At 49.8% G+C, this 20,449-nt stretch carries 23 protein-coding genes and 1 tRNA gene; 13 read left to right on the forward strand and 11 right to left on the reverse strand.

Features of this window, described 5'->3' with window-relative positions; translation table 11 throughout:
• The first annotated feature begins 52 nt into the window (after positions 1-52).
• Genes tsaE through Q8K39_RS23785 form a run of 3 tightly spaced genes read left to right on the forward strand, consistent with a single transcriptional unit; the run spans position 53 to position 2,479 of the window.
• Positions 53-538: a tRNA (adenosine(37)-N6)-threonylcarbamoyltransferase complex ATPase subunit type 1 TsaE gene (gene tsaE / locus Q8K39_RS23775; protein ID WP_305263623.1), complete on the forward strand. Its 486-nt coding sequence runs from the start codon at positions 53-55 to the stop codon at positions 536-538.
• Positions 502-1,932, forward strand: a complete 1,431-nt coding sequence (locus Q8K39_RS23780) for an N-acetylmuramoyl-L-alanine amidase (protein WP_305263624.1) — start codon at positions 502-504, stop codon at positions 1,930-1,932. The genes tsaE and Q8K39_RS23780 overlap by 37 nt, the downstream gene beginning before the upstream one ends.
• 22 nt (positions 1,933-1,954) lie before the next feature.
• Positions 1,955-2,479, forward strand: coding sequence for a hypothetical protein (locus Q8K39_RS23785; protein ID WP_305263625.1), 525 nt, complete (start codon positions 1,955-1,957; stop codon positions 2,477-2,479).
• A 31-nt stretch (positions 2,480-2,510) separates the two neighbouring features.
• Here Q8K39_RS23785 and Q8K39_RS23790 read toward each other — a convergent pair whose 3' ends face one another.
• Positions 2,511-3,836, reverse strand: a complete 1,326-nt coding sequence (locus Q8K39_RS23790; protein ID WP_305263626.1) for a PLP-dependent aminotransferase family protein — start codon at positions 3,834-3,836, stop codon at positions 2,511-2,513.
• Between the two features lie 99 nt (positions 3,837-3,935).
• Here Q8K39_RS23790 and Q8K39_RS23795 point away from each other — a divergent pair, with 99 nt between their 5' ends.
• Both Q8K39_RS23795 and Q8K39_RS23800 read left to right on the forward strand, forming a co-directional pair.
• Complete coding sequence (locus tag Q8K39_RS23795; RefSeq protein WP_305263627.1) at positions 3,936-4,559, forward strand: LysE family translocator; 624 nt, start codon at positions 3,936-3,938, stop codon at positions 4,557-4,559.
• Positions 4,560-4,656: 97 nt separating this feature from the next.
• The gene (locus Q8K39_RS23800) at positions 4,657-5,286 is read left to right on the forward strand and encodes a hypothetical protein (RefSeq protein WP_305263628.1); all 630 of its coding nucleotides are present in this window, start codon (positions 4,657-4,659) and stop codon (positions 5,284-5,286) included.
• A 6-nt stretch (positions 5,287-5,292) separates the two neighbouring features.
• Here Q8K39_RS23800 and Q8K39_RS23805 read toward each other — a convergent pair whose 3' ends face one another.
• A complete protein-coding gene (locus Q8K39_RS23805) occupies positions 5,293-5,652 on the reverse strand; it encodes a hypothetical protein (RefSeq protein WP_305263629.1) in 360 nt (119 codons plus the stop codon).
• Positions 5,653-5,670: 18 nt separating this feature from the next.
• A complete protein-coding gene (locus Q8K39_RS23810) occupies positions 5,671-6,324 on the reverse strand; it encodes a VTT domain-containing protein (protein WP_186952401.1) in 654 nt (217 codons plus the stop codon).
• 94 nt (positions 6,325-6,418) lie between these two features.
• Here Q8K39_RS23810 and mutL point away from each other — a divergent pair, with 94 nt between their 5' ends.
• The 7 genes from mutL to Q8K39_RS23845 all read left to right on the forward strand — a co-directional run bounded on the left by mutL (position 6,419) and on the right by Q8K39_RS23845 (position 15,312).
• Complete coding sequence (gene mutL / locus Q8K39_RS23815; protein ID WP_305263630.1) at positions 6,419-8,329, forward strand: DNA mismatch repair endonuclease MutL; 1,911 nt, start codon at positions 6,419-6,421, stop codon at positions 8,327-8,329.
• A gap of 13 nt (positions 8,330-8,342) precedes the next feature.
• Positions 8,343-9,575, forward strand: a complete 1,233-nt coding sequence (locus tag Q8K39_RS23820; RefSeq protein WP_305263631.1) for a multidrug effflux MFS transporter — start codon at positions 8,343-8,345, stop codon at positions 9,573-9,575.
• The gene (miaA, locus tag Q8K39_RS23825) at positions 9,572-10,519 is read left to right on the forward strand and encodes a tRNA (adenosine(37)-N6)-dimethylallyltransferase MiaA (RefSeq protein ID WP_305263632.1); all 948 of its coding nucleotides are present in this window, start codon (positions 9,572-9,574) and stop codon (positions 10,517-10,519) included. The genes Q8K39_RS23820 and miaA overlap by 4 nt, the downstream gene beginning before the upstream one ends.
• Positions 10,520-10,711: 192 nt before the next feature.
• Positions 10,712-10,788, forward strand: a tRNA-Met gene (locus Q8K39_RS23830).
• Between the two features lie 755 nt (positions 10,789-11,543).
• Positions 11,544-12,218: a hypothetical protein gene (locus Q8K39_RS23835; protein WP_305263633.1), complete on the forward strand. Its 675-nt coding sequence runs from the start codon at positions 11,544-11,546 to the stop codon at positions 12,216-12,218.
• A 4-nt stretch (positions 12,219-12,222) separates the two neighbouring features.
• Entirely contained in the window at positions 12,223-14,214 is a 1,992-nt protein-coding gene (locus tag Q8K39_RS23840) for a patatin-like phospholipase family protein (protein WP_305263634.1), read from the forward strand.
• Positions 14,215-14,325: 111 nt separating this feature from the next.
• Complete coding sequence (locus tag Q8K39_RS23845) at positions 14,326-15,312, forward strand: hypothetical protein (protein WP_305263635.1); 987 nt, start codon at positions 14,326-14,328, stop codon at positions 15,310-15,312.
• Between the two features lie 49 nt (positions 15,313-15,361).
• Here Q8K39_RS23845 and Q8K39_RS23850 read toward each other — a convergent pair whose 3' ends face one another.
• Positions 15,362-15,616, reverse strand: coding sequence for a hypothetical protein (locus Q8K39_RS23850; protein ID WP_305263636.1), 255 nt, complete (start codon positions 15,614-15,616; stop codon positions 15,362-15,364).
• Positions 15,617-15,795: 179 nt separating this feature from the next.
• Here Q8K39_RS23850 and Q8K39_RS23855 point away from each other — a divergent pair, with 179 nt between their 5' ends.
• Positions 15,796-16,230: a DUF2177 family protein gene (locus Q8K39_RS23855; RefSeq protein WP_305263637.1), complete on the forward strand. Its 435-nt coding sequence runs from the start codon at positions 15,796-15,798 to the stop codon at positions 16,228-16,230.
• Between the two features lie 43 nt (positions 16,231-16,273).
• Here the strand turns inward: Q8K39_RS23855 and Q8K39_RS23860 are convergent, their stop codons facing one another.
• The 7 genes from Q8K39_RS23860 to Q8K39_RS23890 form a co-directional block, all read right to left on the reverse strand.
• A complete protein-coding gene (locus Q8K39_RS23860) occupies positions 16,274-16,780 on the reverse strand; it encodes a TPM domain-containing protein (RefSeq protein ID WP_186952384.1) in 507 nt (168 codons plus the stop codon).
• 2 nt (positions 16,781-16,782) lie between these two features.
• Positions 16,783-17,631, reverse strand: a complete 849-nt coding sequence (locus tag Q8K39_RS23865) for a YgcG family protein (protein WP_305263638.1) — start codon at positions 17,629-17,631, stop codon at positions 16,783-16,785.
• Entirely contained in the window at positions 17,628-18,257 is a 630-nt protein-coding gene (locus Q8K39_RS23870; protein ID WP_305263639.1) for a LemA family protein, read from the reverse strand. Before Q8K39_RS23870 ends, Q8K39_RS23865 begins: the two co-directional genes overlap by 4 nt.
• Before the next feature lie 260 nt (positions 18,258-18,517).
• Entirely contained in the window at positions 18,518-18,859 is a 342-nt protein-coding gene (locus tag Q8K39_RS23875; protein WP_305263640.1) for a copper-binding protein, read from the reverse strand.
• A 17-nt stretch (positions 18,860-18,876) separates the two neighbouring features.
• On the reverse strand, positions 18,877-19,392 hold the full coding sequence (locus tag Q8K39_RS23880) for a cupredoxin family protein (protein ID WP_305263641.1): 516 nt from the start codon (positions 19,390-19,392) through the stop codon (positions 18,877-18,879).
• 103 nt (positions 19,393-19,495) lie between these two features.
• Positions 19,496-19,822 carry a hypothetical protein gene (locus Q8K39_RS23885; RefSeq protein WP_305263642.1) on the reverse strand — a complete coding sequence of 109 codons (327 nt, stop codon included), beginning with the start codon at positions 19,820-19,822 and terminating at the stop codon, positions 19,496-19,498.
• 124 nt (positions 19,823-19,946) lie between these two features.
• Entirely contained in the window at positions 19,947-20,405 is a 459-nt protein-coding gene (locus Q8K39_RS23890; protein ID WP_305263643.1) for a PA2169 family four-helix-bundle protein, read from the reverse strand.
• Positions 20,406-20,449 lie beyond the last annotated feature (44 nt).

Here is a 20,449-nt window from a genome sequence, read left to right on the forward strand (position 1 = left end):
TGAGGGTGTTGTGCTATGTTAGGCAGATTCATGAATAGGAACTTTGCAGGAAATGTCACATTATAAGACCACACTCGCCGATGAAGCAGCTACCCAGGCCCTGGGCAAATGCCTGGCGCATGCGCTGACACCGGGCATGAGCATCTTTTTGCATGGCGACCTGGGTGCAGGCAAGACCGCCCTGACACGCGCCATGATCCATGCCGCAGGCCACAATGGCAATGTCAAAAGCCCGACCTATACCCTGGCTGAGCCTTACCAGGTCAAACTCAAGGGCCAGGCTGTCACCATCATGCATTTTGACCTGTATCGCATGATCAGTGCAGATGAATTTGCCGAAGCAGGCTTTCGGGAAGAGTTTAATGATAGCAATATCTGCGTCGTAGAATGGCCGGAAAAAGCCGATGGCGTGCTGCCAGAACCGGACTTGAATGTATTTTTGCGCGTCGCCGGTGACGGTCGTGAGGTAGAATTGCACGCGTTGTCTGCCAAAGGTATCGCATGTCTCGCATTACTCAAGTTTGCCCCGAATCTGTAAGCGCTGAAAATACTACTGCGCTTTCCAAAAAACGCCGTGTCCTGCTCAAAGCAGGCGGCACACTGCTGCTCTCCGTCATCGCCCCGGCTGCCAATGCGGCACAGATACTGGCGGTACGTGTCTGGCCAGCAGAAGACTATACCCGTGTCACGCTGGAAAATGACAGTGAGCTGAAAACCAATCATTTCGTACTGAAAGACCCGTACCGCCTGTTTGTCGATATCGAGGGGCTGGAGCTGAATGCCAAGCTCAAGGAGCTGGTCGCCAAGATCAAGTCGAATGACCCCTACATCAAACAAGTGCGTGTGGGGCAAAATCGCCCCAACGTCGTGCGACTGGTGTTCGATTTGAAAGAAGAAGTCAGCCCGCAGGTATTTACCCTGCAACCTGCAGGGAATTACAAACACAGGCTGGTTTTCGATCTGTATCCGGCCAACCCGGTTGATCCCCTGACTGCGATGATAGAAAAAGGGGAATGGGATAAGGATACCAGCAAGATTGCGCAAGCCCCGGCCAGCACCGTCAACCCTGCCGACATCCTGGCAGGCAAGAGCGATGGCAAAGTGGATTTGAAGCCAGAAATCAGGCAGGATGACAAGCCTGAGATCAAACCAAACACAACTGCCGCAGTAGAAAAACAAGAAAAACCGGCTGACAAGCCTGCTGAAAAACCGGTACAACTGACCCGTATGATCACTATTGCCATCGACCCTGGGCACGGTGGTGAAGACCCCGGCGCTATTGGCCGTGGAGGTAGCCGTGAAAAAGACGTGGTGCTGGCGATTGCCAAACGCCTCAAGGCCAAGATAGAGCAACATCCAAACATGCGCGCCATGCTGACCCGCGATTCAGATTACTTTGTGCCGCTCAATGTCAGAGTACAAAAAGCCCGCGCCGTGCAAGCGGATTTGTTCATGTCCGTGCATGCCGATGCTTTTATCAACTCCAGTGCACGCGGTTCATCCGTGTTCGTTTTGTCAGAAAAAGGGGCCAGTTCGACTGCCGCCCGCTGGCTGGCTGATAAAGAAAATGCTGCCGATCTGATTGGTGGTGTCAACATCAAGACCCATGACAAGCAGCTTGCCAGCGTCTTGCTGGATTTATCGACCACAGCACAAATCAATGACAGTCTGAAGCTGGGTAAGGTAGTACTCAGTGAAATCAGTGGCATCAACAGGCTGCACAAAGGTTCAGTTGAGCAAGCTGGCTTTGCCGTATTGAAAGCACCTGATATCCCCAGCATATTGATAGAAACCGCCTTCATCTCCAACCCGGAAGAAGAAGCCAAGCTGACCGACAATGCCTACCAGGATCAACTGGCAGAAGCCGTCATGAAGGGTATCAGGAAATATTTTTCCAAGAACCCACCGCTGGCTAAAAACCGCATGACTTGAGAATACCTATGGACGGCAACAATTGAAAACCTTGATTTTGACCATGCTGGCTTTGACACTTGCTGTGCCTGGCCATGCTGAAGATATCACCAGCATCCCATCTTTTGTGGAAATGAAGGTTCTTAGTTGCTCCTCCGCCCTGCCCTTGATAGAGCAAAAGATAAAAGGCGAGGGTTATTCCGCAAAAGAACTGGAAGAAACCCGTATCTCAGCCAAGTATTTCAGTCTGTTCACTGCCCAGCCCTTACAAGAAGTGGAATACATACGATCCTACTATGATCATAGTATGGACACTTACAAAGGACGCATAAAAAACCTGAACAAGACAGTTGTACGCCAATTCATGTCACCCGGAAATAGTGTCGATTTCTGCAATACCTACTATCTTGGCAAGACGCAGGTTTTTGAAATCACCAAAGGACTATCCTGTGGTGAGATCAAGGCCAGTCAAAAACATGTCACGATCGCGCAATGTCTCACTGAATTACCAACAGCACATGGCATGCAGGTAAAAATTAGCGAGATGAAAAAATTTCCGACGCGTTGAAGCTACAGATATCGAACTTGCTTAAGGCTCACTAAGACCAGCACGCCACTTTTATCTTTGTCAGGGCTTGCCCAAGAACATCCAGCGGTACCGAACCTATCGCCAGCCGCAAGGCATGCGGCACAGATGCCCCAGCGGAAAACGCATCGGCAGTTGCCACCATAATGCCCTGCTCTGCCAAAGCAGCAGCAACTTGTTCCGCCCGTGAAGTTTCCGGCAAACTCAACCACAAATAATAAGAAGAGGGATGCGCTGTCAGCATACAGCCATGCAGGACCGCTTGTGCCAGCTTCTGTCTTTGCCTGGCGTCTTTGCGCTTCCTTACTTCCAGTTCGTCGACGACACCCGCTTCTATCCACAGGCAAGCCAGGGCTATCATCAAGGAAGGTGTATTGCCGGATGTGACGCGGATTGCTGTTTCCAGCGCAGGTATCAATGCTAGCGGTGCAGCCAGCATGCCTATGCGCAAACCCGATGCCACGCTCTTGGATAAACCGGAAACATACACAGTTTGCTCAGGCGCATAAGTAAACACTGGCTTTGGCGCAGGCTCTGCCAGAAAGGCATAGGCCCCGTCTTCAATGATCAAAAATTGATGTTTTTGCGCCAGTTGCGCAAGTTTTTTTCGCTCTGCATCTGTCATCACCGTGCCCATGGGATTATGCATGGTCGGCATCACATACACGGCACGCACTGGCCGCCGCTTGCACAGCGCAGCCAGGGCTGGCAAGTTCAATTTTCCTGCTGCCAGCGGCAAGGCTTCCACATCCAGCCGTGCTGATTGCGCCAGGGTTTTCATGCCGGGGAAAGTCAGTGCATCCATGACCAGGATGTCTCCCGGTGCCAGTAAGGCTTGCACAGTCACCGCCAGCGCCTGTTGCGCACCGTTGACGATGAGTACCTGTTCCGCAGGCAGGCGCAAGCCACGGTTACGTAAATGACGGGCAATGATCTGCCGCTCATGCGGGCGACCACCTTGGGGTGCAGCATGCAACAAGGCATCCAGATCGCCTGAACTGGCGATGCAACGCAAACCTTCGCGCAGCATTTCGTCTTGCCCAGGCAGGCAAGGATAATTAAAAATCAAATCTACCGCCCCCGATTGCAAGGTCTGCTGCTCCAGCCCCAAGCCACGTGGCAGGCTGGTATCGCGCACAAAAGTGCCGCGCCCCATCTCACAGGCAACCAGGCCATGCGTCTCCAACTCGGTATAGACGCGGGAGGCCGTTGCCAGGGCAATGCCGTGCTCCTGCATGAGCTTGCGCAAGGTTGGCAATTGCGTGCCAGGTCGCAATTTGCCGCTACGTATGCGGGCAGCATAATCATCAACGATGGATTTGTAGCGAGCCAGGGCCATAGAATAGTAACAAGATAGTATCTAGAACAATTTTTTTACTGTATCAGATCAAAAGACTACACTGCCTGCATCTTTTCAGCAATCACCAGGATAGCTAACATGATCAGTTTAAATACCCTCGCCACCTTCAGCATCGCCGTCTTGCTGTTGCTGTGTTCACCCGGCCCGAACATGGCTTTCGTCATGACTTGCGGCATGCAGCATGGTGTGCGTGGCGGTGTCGCCGCTGCATTGGGCATAGGGCTTGCCGATACCCTGCTGACGATACTGACCGCTTGTGGAATCACCGCCATCATCATCGCCTGGCCACCTTCATTCGATTTGATACGCTATGCCGGTGCACTATATTTGCTCTGGATGGCATACAAGGCTCTGCACAAGTCTGCGCCTGTGACGCAAGCTGCCAACCAGACTACGTCCCTGCGCAGCGTGTTTGCCCGCTCTTGCCTGAACAGCCTGCTCAATCCCAAGGCCCTATTATTCTTCATGGTGTTCTTGCCGCAATTTGTCGATGCGCATGCGGGCATGGTGACGCAACAATTGCTGTTGCTGGGCGTGGTGTTGACCATCATCAGCACTGTCTTCCATGCCTTGCTGGGCAGCTTTGGCCATGTCATTCGACAGGCCCTGATGCGCCATGCCAAAGTGGCCAGATTGCAGGCACGCCTACTGGCAGCCGTGTTGTCCTTGCTGGCCCTGCGTCTCTTATTGATGACACGTTAAAACTTACTTTTGTTGTCTTAAATTTCTCTTATGCTATGATTTGTTGGTCGATTCTCAGTTCTCACTTCTCACTCTAAACAAGGGCAGGACAGCATATATGGCAATTAAAAGCATTTTAAATGTAACAGCGCTGGCAGGCGTCAAACTAAGCAGCCGGATTATCGCTTACACCGCTTTTGGTATCGTTTTTAACATTATCCTGTTTTTTGTTTGTGCCAGCATGGCATCCCGTCAACATGGTGGCACAGTCTTGATACTGGTCAGCCTGCTCGCGCCCATCGCTTATTTTTTCATAGGCCAAAAACAGGGGGCCGCTGCTGCCGTGCATTTCATCGTTGAAAAACATGGTGAAGACTTGTCCCGTTTTGTCATAGGCAAACTGCTGGATGCCTACCCCAATATCCTGGACAGCGCGCAAGCCAAAAGTGCCATCATCCAGGAAAAGCTGAACACCCAGATTGCCAGCCTCAGCGAACAATCCAGAATCAATAAAGCCATCTTCAGCAGCTTGATGAGCAAGTTTGACTTTGTTAGCGTCGCAGCGCGTGTGATTGAAACCAATGCAACAGTCGCAAAAGGCAGCCGCGAAGAAGCCGTCGATGGCATTTCGACAGCCATTCACAATGAATTTGATGTTGATGATTTGAAGCCGGATCTGCAAACCCCGGCCATACTGGTGGGCGGTAATATAGCCCTGAGCATGATCAGTGCGCTGCTCTTGCCTTGAAAGCTGTCACTCACCGCTATTTGCAGTAGAAACAGCAGCAGCGGCACTGGCATCAGAATCACAAGCCGTGCCCGCTGCAATCCAGCGCCTTACCCTTTTTGCAAACCAGCTTTGCCAGCCAAGTGGCAAGCAGCCTACATAACTGGCAGCCTGCAGCAACATGCCACAGCGATATTGCTGCGCGTCTGCATGCCACTCCAGAGCACGGCAACTCCCCTTGAACTGCCACAAAAACACCCTTGCCACCGGGCAGGGTTCGGCAGCACAGCAAACTCCACAACCATTACACGCCTGCCCCAACGCAGGCTTGGCTGGTGCACTGGCATGCAGCCAGATGATATGGGATGAAGTGGACTTTGCTTTCACATTACCCGCGTGTTTGAATCAGGAAGCTTTGTTAGGCCTCTTGAACAATTTCCATAATCCGCCCAGTACCACAGGCACTACCGCAGCACCAACACCGATCAAGACGATAGTATTCAAATGATCACGGACGACAGGAATATTACCAAAATAATAACCGCCGAGGACCACACTGAATACCCACAATAAGGCGCCCAGGACGTTATACAACTGGAAGGTTCTGTGTGTCATTTCAGAAAACCCGGCAACGAAGGGAGCAAAAGTACGCACCAGCGGGATAAAGCGCGCCAGCACCACCGTCTTGCCACCATGTTTTTCATAGAATTCATGGGTTTTCATCAGGGATCTGCGGTCTATCCACTGATAGTCTTTCGCCATCACCTTATGCCCTATCATACTGCCTATCCAGTAATTAATAGAATTGCCAGTGATTGAAGCGACGATCAATAAGGCAATCAGCAGCCAGACATTGATTGGTGAATCAGGAGCGGCACAAAGAGCGCCGGCAATGAATAGCAAAGAATCCCCAGGCAAGAAAGGGAAAATCACGAAAGCCGTTTCACAAAATACAATGGCGAACAAAATGACATAAACCAGCGTGCCGTACTGCGTAACGAAGGTGCCCAGCATTTTATCGACATGCAAAATCATGCCGAAGAGTTGCATAAAATCCATTATTGTCCCAGGGTCTAGATGGTCTGTAGATAAAGCCGCCGCAATCATACACCAGTCAGCAATGTCTGCGACGCCTGACAGGTATAATCATGGCATGAATTCGAACCCTGCTACCCATCGCCCCATCCTGGCCCTGCCCGACAACCTGATTTCGCAGATCGCCGCAGGCGAAGTCGTCGAAAGACCTTCTGCCGTCGTCAAGGAAGTTTTGGAAAACGCCCTGGATGCCGGTGCCAGCAATGTCGTCATCCGACTTGAAGAAGGCGGCGTCAAGCGCATTGCCATTACCGACAATGGCCGCGGCATACCGCCCGACCAGTTAACGCTGGCCGTGGCCCGCCATGCCACCTCCAAGATTGCCAGCCTGGATGAACTGGAGCATGTCGCTACCCTGGGCTTTCGTGGCGAGGCCCTGGCCTCGATCGCCTCGGTATCGCTGCTGACGCTGACCACCCGCACTGCCGATGCACCGCATGCCTGGCAAATAGAAAACGGCAAGGTCTCGCCCGCATCCGGCGCACAAGGTACCACCGTGGATGTGCAAGACCTGTATTACAACACCCCGGCCAGGCGCAAGTTTTTAAAGTCCGAGCAGACAGAATTTGGTCATTGCGCCGAGATCGTGCGTCGTATTGCCCTGGCGAGGCCCGATGTTTCGTTCTCATTAAGCCACAATGGCAAGGCAGTTGATCACTGGAATGTCAGCGCCATCGACAAACGCAGTGCGCAGATTCTGGGTGAAGCTTTCTCGAATGCCCGCCTGTCACTTGATGAAAGTGCTGGCCCCTTGCGGATACACGGCTTTGTCGGCTTGCCCACAGCATCCAAGGCCCGCGCTGATGCGCAATTCTTTTACGTCAATGGCCGCTTTGTGCGCGACAAGCTGCTGACCCATGCCGTGCGCGCTGCCTATCAAGACGTTTTGCACGGTGACCGTTATCCATCCTATGTACTGGGGCTGGACCTGGACCCGGCACTGGTCGACGTCAATGTACACCCTTCCAAGATAGAAGTACGCTTTCGCGATAGCCGCTCCGTGCATCAGTTTGTCTTTCATGCGGTCAGCCGCGCCTTGGCGCAAACATCCGCCACTGCATTTGGTACTGTACCCGGCCCCATGTCTGCTGGCTCTGGCGTGGCAGCACCTGCGAGTGGAAGCATGCCTTGGATTTCCGGTGAGCAAACCACTTTTGCGGCGCAGTTTGCCAACCCATCCCCCTATGCTGGCGGCGGAAATACTGGTGGCAGCGGCTACGGCAATGCCTATCAAAACCCCTACCGCCCACAGCCCAATGGCGGTGTCACCCAAAGCATGGAAAGCTATGGCGCTTTCTTCCGCCCCAATGTCAATGGTGGCGTCAATGAGGCTGGTGCCAGCTATGCCCCCGCCAACCCGGTTGCCAACAGCCTGCCTGATGACGACTACCCATTAGGCTTCGCCCTCGCCCAATTGCATGGCGTCTATGTGCTGGCACAAAACAGCAAGGGACTGGTACTGGTGGACATGCATGCCGCCCATGAGCGCATACTCTACGAACAGTTAAAGAACGCCCTTGATGAAAACAGCATGCCAGTGCAACCCATGCTGATTCCCATCACCTTCTTTGCCGATGCTGTCGAAGTCGGCACTGTAGAAGAACATCAGGACACACTCAAGGCGCTGGGCTTTGATATGGCCGCCATCTCGCCGACGACGCTGGCCGTGCGCGCCGTGCCCGCTCTCTTGAAGAATGCCGATGCCCAGTCACTTGCACGCGATGTCTTGCGTGAAGTGCGTGAATTTGGCGGCTCGCGCGTCTTGATAGACAGGCGCAATGAATTGCTGGGTACGTTGGCTTGCCACACTGCCGTGCGCGCCAACCGCAGCCTGACCGTGCCAGAAATGAATGCGCTGCTGCGCCAGATGGAACATACAGAACGTTCAGACCAGTGCAACCATGGCCGCCCAACCTGGGTGCAACTGGGTTTGAATGACCTCGACAAGATGTTCTTGCGCGGTCAATAGCATGCAAACCCCCATGAACCAGTCAGCCCAGGCCATCTCCCAGTTTTCAACAGCGCCGCTGTTCTTTCTGATTGCCGCATTTTTGATGCTGCAACCGCTGTCTACTGACCTCTACCTGGCATCCCTGCCCAGCCTGGCCACCGTGTTTGACGTGCCTGCCGCTACGGTACAACTGACGCTGACCATCTTCGTCGCTGGCTTTGGTGGCGCGCAACTGGTGATAGGCCCCTTATCTGACCGCTTTGGCCGTCGCCCCGTGGTCATCGCCGGACTCAGCCTCTACATGCTGGCCAGCCTCTTGTGTGGCGCATCGCAAAGCATGGGCATGCTCATCATTGCACGCTTCCTGCAGGCACTGGGTTGCTGTTCTGCTGTCATCATTGCCCGTGCCATCGTGCGCGATGCCTATGACCCGCAAGACAGCGTCAAGGTCATTTCCAAGGCCAGTAGCTGGGTATCTGCCGCACCTTTGCTGGGACCTATCCTGGGTTCATTCCTGCAAGTCAATCTCGGCTGGCGGGCGGCGTTTTTCGTGCATGCACTGCTGGCTGCTGCCTTGCTCATCATGGTCATCTTGCGCCTGCCAGAAACCAATTTGTACAAAGACGCCAAGGCCACCAACATCAGCGGCTTGCTACGCAATTACCGCATCGTGCTGGGTGCGCCAGTATTTTGGGTATACGCCTTGCCGGGTGCATTGTCGTATGGCTCCATCTTCGTCTTCATCTCCGGCGCATCAGTGGTGCTGATCAAGGTGCTGGCTTTGCCGACGGCCTGGTTTGGGTATTGTTTTGCCTTTGGCGTATCCGGCTACCTCAGTGGCACTGTGGTATGCCGCCGCCTGCATGCACGCTATGGCACCAGGATCACCCTGCGCATAGGCAGCAGCCTGTCGCTGGCAGCGGGTGCGAGCTTCTTGACACTGACCATGGCTGGCATGCACCACTGGGCCATGATACCGCCCATCATGTTCATGACCATGGGTGCGCATGGCATCAACTTCCCTATTTCACAATCCAATTCTGTCTCACCTTTCCCGCAACAGGCAGGCACTGCCGCTGGCCTCATGGGCGCGCTGTATATGCTGGCGGCCTTTATCGTCGGTAGCATCGTTGGTGCCACGCATAATGGCACGGTCTATCCACTCGCCATCATCGCCTGCTGCATGGGCAGCCTGATCTTTATCGCCGCCCGCGTCTTACCAGCATTGCTTGAAGCCGAACCTCCGGCAGAACAACCAGTATGAATATCTTAGTTAATAAAGTCATCGCCATCATGGGGCCTACCGCCTCAGGCAAAACCGCCGCCGCGCTGGAAATTGCGCGCAACTACCCGGCAGAAATTATCTCCGTCGATTCTGCCCTGGTTTACCGCGACATGAACATAGGCACGGCCAAACCCAATGCAGAAGAACTGGCAGCAGTACCCCATCACCTGATCGACATCATCGACCCGGCAGAATCCTACTCAGTAGCGCAATTTCGCAAAGACACCCAAAGACTGGTCGCCGACATACAAGCCAGGGGCAAGCTGCCCCTGCTGGTAGGCGGCACCATGATGTATTTCAAAGCCCTGATGGATGGCCTGGACGACTTGCCAGGCGCAGACCCGGTTATACGCGCAGAGCTCGATGCAGAAGCCGCCCGCATAGGCGTGCCCGCCCTGCACGCCAGACTGGCAACGCTGGACCCGGAAACCGCAGCAAGGCTGAAACCGCAAGACAGCCAGCGCATACAACGCGCCCTGGAAATCATCGCCATCACCGGCCAGCCCATGTCCGCCCTGCTGGCCAAACAGGAACGTCCCGCCCCACCCTTTGACATGCACGCCATCTCGCTGGAACCATCAGACCGCAGCGTACTGCACCAACGCATCGCCCTGCGCTTTGACACCATGCTCCAGCAAGGCTTTATCGATGAAGTCAAAGCCTTAAAACAAAGACCAGACCTGCACGCCAACCTGCCATCCATACGCTGCGTAGGCTACCGCCAGGCCTGGGATTACCTGGATGGCATAACCACCCTGGCAGAAATGCGCGAACTAGGCATCATCGCCACCCGCCAACTCGCCAAACGCCAGGTCACCTGGCTAAGATCCATGCCAAACCGCATCATCATCGACTGCCTTGCAACCGATGCCCAGGCGCAAATCATGGACACCGTCAGGCAAGCACTAGCAATCCCAGAGTGAACCCCAGCCAAGCTCACTACGAGCTTTGCTGGGAATCTCATTGCGAACCTCATTTTTAACAATACGCAGCATAATGCAGACACAAAACCAGAAATGCTTTGCTTTTTAAGCAAAAATAGCCCCGGTTTCCATCAAAATCTGGTTTTGCATATTGACAGCCAAAAGCCAAACTGACATAATCGCAGGCTTCTTGGTGATATAGCTCAGTTGGTTAGAGCACAGCACTCATAATGCTGGGGTCGGTGGTTCAAGTCCACCTATCACCACCAGAATTTTCTTGCAGAGCGATCTGCCAGATGCAAAGAACCCGCTTTTAGCCTTGTGCTTTAGCGGGTTTTTTGTTTTCTAAGCATTTTTTGCGTTTATTGACATCCAATTTCTTTGACGGTACTTTCCAATATCACCAAAATGCCCAAAATAGTTGCCTCGTTAACGGGTATCGAAATCAAAAAAGCCGCTCCTAAAGAAAAAACTTATAAAGCATAGATGGGGTACGCTTTATCTATTGCGTAATACTGATGGAGCAAATTACTGGAGAATGGACTACCGCTTTGCTGATATATGTAGAACTTTGACATTTTAAAATATCCACAAACATCTATTGCTGAGGCTCGCTATAAGGGCACAGCCGATAGGAAGCTAGGACCCAGCCCAAGCAAAGCGCATTGAAAAGATTATAAACAATAGTGCTTCAGCAAATACATTTGAAGTCGTAGTGCACGAACAAGAAAGAAACATGGCAACCTAGAACGGCTGAAAATATCATGTACCGATTAGACCAGGATGTTTGCCCTCTAATCGGCAATTATCTTGCAATTAATAAACTGTAGAACAATAATCGATAGCAAAGCAGCTTGTTCGAAAATAAACAATCTATAATTTGAACAGTTTATATTTACTAGGCAACACTGAAACAATGAACAGTTCACCTCCGATTCTTCCAATAAAAATATTGCCGATCCTTCGACCAAGGCCTAGAGCAAATCTAGTATCACCCTTGCTACTAGAGCATGCCGCGGAGTATATGCAGGAAAGATTCAACGCATTAATTTATTCTGATCAACTTTTTAGCGTTCATATTGAGGCAATGTGTGAAAAAAAAATCAATGCTGTTGTATTCGGTGGTTGGGCACGCGATAGAATTAATGAATTAGTTAACTCCGCAAACAGCATTTCAAATGACATAGACATGGTCGCATCTGGTGAGCACTCTGTTGTTGATGTTCTCGGTGAAGATGCAATACCGACAGTATTTGGAGGCTGTGGTAGAAGGGAGTCAACGATTTACTTTGATGCCTGGGATTTACCAAATACTTATCATATCAAACGACATTCATTAGATTTGAAATTTGAAACGCTACCTCTAACCGCTGACTATACATTTAATTCCGTCATTTTTAAACCTGCTCAATTTTTTGGAAAACCGAGTATTTTTGAGATAGGTGCTTACTCTGCTATCCAAGATAAAATTGTTGAATTCCAAGCGAATGAAGTGATTTTGCCTACGATTCAAGCATCTAGAGCAATTAATCTTTCCGTCAAATTAAATTTTGAGCTGTCGCATACCGTCAAATCTTTTATTCGTGAAGTTTGTGAAAACAAAATTTCTTTAGATGAAGTCCTTCTTGGATTGGAACGCTATTGCTCTTCGAATTTAATTGCCATTGCAAAGGCAAAATTAATGAATACATTGCGGTGATTGTATGAAAAGTGAAAAAAAAGAACCTTTGCAAACAATGTATTTTTCTCATTGTTGGGGAGTTTTTGAAGGTGGTGGAGTGCGCGCCTCTGCACACGCTGGTGCATATGCGGCCGCACGCGAAGCAGGTGTGAGCTTCGAACGTGTGGCTGGGACATCTGGCGGTTCTATCGTGGCAGCGCTGATTGCTGCAGGCTATGATGCTCCTCAACTCTCAAAACTATTAGAGGAAACTAATTTCCCTTCTTTTATTAGCCCCCAAAAAATAGAAGAAGAAATTTTTTTCAAAAAATCTTTTTTACTTAAAGTTGCTCGTTTTTGTACATGGGGACGTTGGAAAATAGCTGCAGAAATTGCACGTAACTCTGGTTTGCATAGTTCTGTTCAAATTGAATCATGGCTCCAGAATAAGTTAAGTCAAATTATTCAACCGGAACGGGCATTGGGAGTAGCAGGCCCAATTACATTCAAAGAACTTCGCATTCCACTTCATATTGTTGCAACGGATTTAGTCACTGGTCAACCCAAAATATGGTCAAGAGAGACCACTCCAGATGACAGTGTAGCCTTGGCAGTTCGCTGCTCATGCACAATCCCATTTTTTTTCAAAGCCGTTCCCGTTGGCCCATCTCTTCTTATCGATGGGGGTGTAGTTAGCAATTTACCATCTTTTGTATTTAATCCAACTGCAAGTAGGGAGCTTGATAGAGGAATTCTTTCAGAAATCCTTGCGTTCCGATTATGCGAGAACGTTAGTGCTTCGAAAAAACCGAATCGAGCTCTGGACTTTTTGTACTCATTAGCGAATGCAGTAATTTCTAGTGCGACGCATATTCAATCATCGCTACAAACAGGCATATATGTTATTTCTATTAACACTGGCAATATAAACTCTACAGATTTTGAAATAAATTCGACGAAGAAAAAGTCACTTCATAAATCCGGAGAAGATGCAGTTGCTGATTTCCTACGAAAAGAACGCTCAAAAATCCGTACAAATATCGCTGCACGATCATTTCAAGGGTTTGATGAAAAACTCTTTCTAATGATGCACTCATTGAGACAATGTAATAATCTATTTTGTTTTAGTGGTACATCAACATACTGGCTAGATTTTTCATTTTTAGCAGTTTTAGCGGCTGCACGACGGGGGGTAGAGATTATTTGTATTGTACCCAAGGAGACTGATAAACATGAATTAAGGCGTCGCGCGCTGCTATCAAAGATGGGGGCTCAGATAGTTGAGGTTGAATACGAACAGAGTATATTAATAAACGGTTTTTTCTTTGATATGCCATCAAAACAAGGTAGGGCGGTAATAAGTGATTTACGAAAAAAAATTGGTAGTGATAGAGATTACACTTCAGAAATTTTACGTGTATATACTTACAGCACCGACTCTGCAGTTTTACAAATTATTTGGGCAGAATTGCAGAAATTATTTGTTCGAAGTCACCCAAAGCCATCCGAACTTCCATATCAGGAATGTATAAAAGAAGAGTTATTTTCCTTACTAAGGACCATTCCGCAGTATAAGAATGCTGAAATATTGATGAAAAATATCGAAGTCTCAAAAGACATTCAAGTGCTACAGAAATCTGTTAAAGAATATAAAGTATTTCAAATGGAGGATTACATTAAAGACTTAAATGAAGATGGTCACGACCTATTTGATTTGAAAAAAATTGTATTTGATGACGGTTCATATTCTATCGTCTGTCCGCCAGTATTGGAAGAAATGGACGGTCAATTAATTGTTATTGATGGGAATGCGAGGCTTCGGTATTGTTTAATACACGGAATTAAAAATATTAATGCGATTATTATTTCAAATGTTAAGGCGCCACTGCCTGCAGAAGATCCGCAAAGTTTAAATAAACTTTCTGTCGCGTCTACAACAAAGACCTTACGTTCTAACTATAAAAATATAGACGAATCACAATTCCGAAGAATTGATGAAGCAGTGCATCACGCACCTTTCGATAAATTCTTTTGAGTCCATTTCCAATTTCAGGTTTTGTGCAGACATTTAGAGAAGCCAATGCCATTTCATCAGTCAGACTAGGCCGAGAATGTGATGAGCTCAAATTATGTTTAGTTGGAAATTATGACCACCAACAGCATTAATTATATAAACACTGCTCTGATTATTTTTTCTTGCGTCATTGCGTTCATCATCCCTTTCGAATTGTTTTTGTTCTCTTACGGTGTACTGGGGCCATTGCATTACCTGACCGAAATAGGATGGCTGCATAAAAAAAATTATTTCACCAAGGGCAAATACGATTTTATTTTTTTGATCGGTTTGTGCTTTGTTTTGCTTTTCGTCCCGGCCTTTATACCACTTTCTAAAGACAGCACTTTTGCCGCAAACCTGGTTGCGCTTGCTGTTTTTTTGTCGCTTATTTTTGCGCTGGTAGAAGACAGGCTTTATCGGATTGCGCTGGTGGTTCTGGCCTTGCTGGCTGTGGGCCTGGTCAATAAGTCTCCAGCTTATTTAATCTGGATAGGTCTTTTTCTCCCCACCATTATTCACGTCTTTATTTTTACGCTGGCGTTTATGCTGTTTGGTGCATTGAAAGAAAAATCGTTTTCGGGGTATTTGTCCATCGCGGTTTTGATCGTCTGTGCGGCAAGTTTTTTTCTTATCAAGCCAGACGGCTTGCAGTATGTAGTCAGTATTGATGTTCACAAAAGTTATTTTCAATTTGCATCATTGAATTTTAATTTAATCAATATTTTTCATCTCGATACGTTGCAAAGGACTAGCGAGATTTTTACCAGCGATGCAGGTTTTGTGATCATGCGGTTTATTGCTTTTGCTTACACCTATCATTACCTGAACTGGTTTTCAAAAACATCGGTCATCAAATGGCATAAGGTTCCCAGGCAGACTTTGGTTTTGACGATTACGATTTGGCTGTTGTCGATAGCGCTGTATGCATATGACTATAATCTGGGATTGCAGGTTTTATTCTTCCTGAGTCTTTTGCATGTGCTTTTGGAGTTCCCGCTCAATGTAATGTGTTTCACGGGGATAGGAAAGGCGCTTACCGGCAGTAAAGGCCAAGTCGCTGGAGTGAAGTCAGCATAAACAGAAAAACGCTTCTCAGATGGAACTGGAGCGTTTTTCAAGATTCATGTTAACTGGCATTTCCAAGCGTTTCTTTGAGTTCAGACAATAATTCTTCGAAGTCTGATTCTGTTACTGTTTGCAACTGTTCAGGCGACAGCCACATGCTGGTCGCATCGAGATGGGCGATTAATGCTTCAGACTCTCCTTCAAGCAATTTTCTCTCAGACCAGGGCATGTAAGCAGGTATCTCAAGCAGTGCATAATCACGCTCACCTTTCTGCGCATCAATCGCAGTCGCTGCAATTCCCTCATTTGTTTTCATTAATTTTCTCGCCAGGTAGAAGACTGAGCAATTAAACTGGGGCCACGCATGTCAATGATCATACGGATTATTTGAGATATCTGCTACTCTGATCTTGCGCACTGTCTTGCAATGGAGAGTCTTTCCATTCGTCAATCTGCAAATGGGTATTCCCTCACTACTTGAAATGGATTTTTGCCATGCATATGCTATCCACAGTGACATCACCAACAGGCAAGCAATTGCTGATTGCTTATGGTGCTGCGCTAGTCGCCATACTTGCGCTGGATGCTATATGGCTGGGGTTGTTGATGGGGTCGACTTACCAGGCTTATCTGGGTGACTTGATGCTGCCGCAACCCAGGTTAATACCGGCAGCACTTTTTTATCTGTTGTATTCCTCTGGATTGCTGGTATTGGGCATCCTGCCTGCCCTGCGTGCGCAAAGCTGGCGTCAGGCAGCGTGCTTATGTGGCTTGCTGGGTCTGGTGGCATATGGGACATATGACCTCAGCAATCTGGCGACGCTAAAAGCCTGGTCGCCGGTGCTGGCGGCTATCGATATTTGCTGGGGTGCGGCGCTGTCAAGTTGTGCGGGTACGCTGGGATATTTTGCTGGCAGTCGCTCTGCTTGAGCCAGGGTGCTACTTGTCTCGCATCTGGCGGCTCCCTGGATTTTTAAAGTATCACCGGTTTATCCGGCAATTCATTTTTATTTTCGCCGTTTGCTGGATAATGCGTACTCAAATGCTGGCCAACGGCCTGTATGCCTTTGACGGCTCCGTCTTCGTAGTGGGCTTGTTTGAAGGCGGCTTCCATGACGTGGCAGATCTGGCGCCAGGTGTCTGTGGGGGTTTGGCGGTCTATGCCACGGTCGGCAACAATTTCTACATCACGGTCTGCCAGCAGCACGTAGATCAACACGCCGTTATTGTGCTCGGTGTCCCACACCCCTAGTTGCGCAAAGACTTCTATTGCGCGCGCCCTGGCGGTCTGGCCTGCAAACAAGGCGGCACTATCGAGTGCACATTCGATGACGAAGCGAATTTGTCCCTGGTGCGCCGCTTCGCTTTCTTTGATGGCGGATTCTATGGCATGCAAGCTCAAGGGCGGAAAGGCTTTTCTTAGGCTGGATGTGCCAGTCAACAGATGTTTTGCGATACGCTGGAAATTGAGTTTTTTCATATTTACCACCGTCCCGATGCACCGCCACCGCCAAAACCACCGCCGCCACCACTAAAACCGCCGCCGCTGCTACCGCGACCTGAACCGCCATAATACCCGCCGATGCCGCGCCTGCCCATCACACCACTAAACAGGCTGAATATCATGGCAGCCAGAGCAGCCAGCACTGCCAAGGAAATAGCACCGGCCACAAACCAGGCAATTACGCCAACCACACCACCTGTGATGACTGCACCCAGAAATCTGCCGAATATGGCGCGCAAGACGCCACCGACTACCAGCGCCGCGATCAACAGGAAGGGTAGATATTGCTCAAAGCCGCCAACGCCTGTGGCGCTGCCGGATTTTTTTGCTGGCAAGGGTTCGCCGTCAATGACGCGCATGATCTGGTCAGTGCCTGCTTTGATGCCTGCATAGTAGTCACCCTGCTTGAAGTGGGGTGTCATGGTTTCGGCAATGATGCGTTTGGCGGTTGCATCATTGAGTGCCCCTTCAAGTCCATAGCCGACTTCTATGCGCATGGCGCGGTCATTTTTGGCAACCAGCAGGATGACACCGTCATCCACCTTCATGCGCCCCAGTTTCCATTGTTCTGCCACGCGCAGGGCGAATTGTTCTATGCTTTCTGGTGCTGTGCTTGGCACAATCAACACGGCGACCTGGCTGCCTTTGGTATTTTCAAAGCTTTGCAGGCTTTGTTCCAGCATGGCTTTTTGCTCGCTGCTGAGGGTGGCAGTCTGGTCAGTGACGCGCGTTTGCAGGGGTGGCACGGCAAGCTGTGCGTGAGCGCCAAAAGTCAACAGCAGCATGCATATGAAGAATGCTGCCGCTGTTTTGTGCAGGATGTTCATTTTGCGCTGCCAGCACTATCAGGCTTATTAACCGCTGGCGCGGCAAAATCCACTTTGGGCGGCTTGGCGATTTCTTTTTCGTTTTCTACCGCAAAATTGGGCTTGACCTGGTAACCAAACATCATGGCTGTGAGGTTGGATGGGAAGGAGCGTACCAGCACATTGTATTCTTGCACGGCCTTGATATAGCGATTGCGTGCGACGGCGATGCGGTTTTCTGTGCCTTCAAGCTGGGCTTGCAGGTCGCGGAAGTTGGCGTCTGATTTTAGTTGCGGGTAATTTTCAGTGACGACCAGCAACCTGGACAAGGCACCGGATAATTCGCCCTGGGCGGACTGGAATTTTGCAAATGCGTCTGGATTGGCCAGCAGTTCTGGCGTGGCCTGCATGCTGCCAACTTTAGCACGGGCATTGGTGACACCCAGCAACACATCTTTTTCCTGTGCGGCAAAGCCTTTGACGGTACTCACCAGATTAGGCACAAGATCAGCACGACGTTGGTACTGGTTTAACACTTCAGACCAGCTGGACTTGATTTGCTCGTCCCCACTCTGGAAGCCATTGTAGCCACAACCAGAAAGCAACAATACCAAACTCATCGACAATAATAGCCATACTTTGCGCATTTGTATTCTCCGTTTGTCATCCTGCGTTGATCAATACTTTGAACATTTGTTATTTGCCGATGTTCATCATAACTGATTTTTAGTTCTATAACATCATGTCATGCCTGCAAGAAAACCTCTGTTCGTTAGCGAACAGTCTGGGACAAATCCTCCCATCCAGATCGATCAGTGTCAAATTCAGACAAGGTATTGGCCAGTCTATGGTAAGTCCGGATGCTCAAACCAGATAGGCATGGTCTGAGCAGCCGGGATTCTGCTTATTATTGGACGGCTTGAATGTCGGTCACATAGATTGCTCCATTGACTTTTTCTGCCCTGAACCTGACTTTATCGCCAACGGCAAGTTTAGCTAACATGGCTGTATCCTTGACTCTGAACACCATGCTCATGGCCGGCATGTCGAGGTTTTTAATAGGGCCATGCTTGAGTGTGATCTTGTTGGCGCTCTGGTCTATTTTGATGACTTCAGCTTCAGAAGCGTCATGGCTGGCGCTGGCAGGTACCTTGCTCTCTGGGCTGGCCAGGTTGGTTTCTTGTGCATGGGCCATTTGCAAGCCCATGCCCAGGAAGATTGTCATTGCCAATGTCTTGATAAGTTTCATATTTAGTCCTGGTAGCGTTAATGTTGATGTGGCTGCGCTTTGCTTGTGCTGGGTGCTTTGGATGTGTGGACCTGCACTTTGCCTTTCATTCCTGCCTCGTAGTGCCCTGCTTGCAGGCAGGCAAAATCTATCTGGCCCGCCTTGCTGAATTGCCATAACACTTCACCACTCTGCCCGGCTGCCAGGCTGATCATATTGGGGTCGCTGTGTTCCATTTCTGGATGTTTTTTCATCAGTTCATAGTGCTGGCCAAGTTCTTGTTCTGTGCCAAGAACAAACTCATGCTTGAGTTTGCCGGAATTGCTGATGAGAAAACGTATGGTTTCACCGTGTTTGGCTTGCAGATTGGCAGGCGTAAAACGCATATTGTCATTCATGTCTATCTTGATGGTACGGCTCACTTGCGCAGCCTTGCCGGGCTTGCCTATCATCGTGTCGTGACCGTGGTCACCTGTGTGCGAGCCTGAAGCAATGGCGTCAGTCAGGCTTATCAGCGCCAGGCTGAGCAGCGTGGCGATATGTAGTGATTTCATGATTCTTGTCCTTGTCCCAAAATGGAAATGTCATGTCGCTGCCCAGGCTGGCGCAGCCTGTAGCAATGACGATCAAACCCTGAAAATATCAGGGTGAAGATAACTATTGAGGGGCGTGCAACCTGGGAGGTTTGTCAGGGCAATCGCTGATGTGACCAGCGTAAGATGAAAAAATCAAATCAATTTTTTCTGAGGTGGTGGGCGGAAAAACCGGGGGTAAGACGGTGCTCAGGATCGCCGCAGCGATACAGCATTCTGCGCTGGTGGCATCGTGGGATTCATCTGGATGATGCTGATCTTCATGTTGCTGACTGGCAGCATGTTGCGAATGCCCGGTGGCACAACATATTCTCGACGCAGCTATGGCTGCTTGCGTGGGGATAGCCAGCATCAGCACACATAACAAGAATAGTCGCAACAGCTTTTTCATAACAGGGATTATAGCTGTTTTATTCATGCCGATCGCTGATGCATGGCAAGCTCTGTGTTTGCACGTAGAACTTGCCATGAGCGATTTTACTCGACCATCATTCACGCATCACTTAGACGCTCCATCAGGCATGCGTCCTGACATGGTTGCGCAAGGTCTTGATGGTGTCGTGATTGCGTAACACACCTTGATACTGGCGATCAACTACCACGCGCACGTGGGCGGGCAAGTCTTTTTCCAGGGCTTTGCGATAGTCCTTTACAGCGACATCTTCACCGCGTTCGCATTCGTTGAGCACGGTTTCATCATCTTTGCCTACGATGGACATGCGGATATTGGTCCATGCACGATGCAATGCACCTGAGACGCTGCTGCTGGTTTCCGGGTCACCGCCCTGATTGCGCACCAATTCTTGCAGTTCACTGGCGGCAGCGGCGCATTCGCGTCCCCGTTCTGCCAGCATGGCTTTCAGTTGCGGGTGACGCCCACTCGCATCTTCCGCGCAGATCTTGAATCCTTCTTCTCCATCTTTACTGGTTTCAATCAGATCGTTCAGCGTAGAAATAATTTCGTCGTTGTTCATGATGCTTCCTTTAATGTTAGTGAGTCAGTCCGCCATGAATGCAA

Source organism: Undibacterium sp., assembly GCF_030683615.1.
In the GTDB taxonomy this organism is placed as follows: Bacteria; Pseudomonadota; Gammaproteobacteria; order Burkholderiales; family Burkholderiaceae_D; genus Undibacterium; species Undibacterium umbellatum.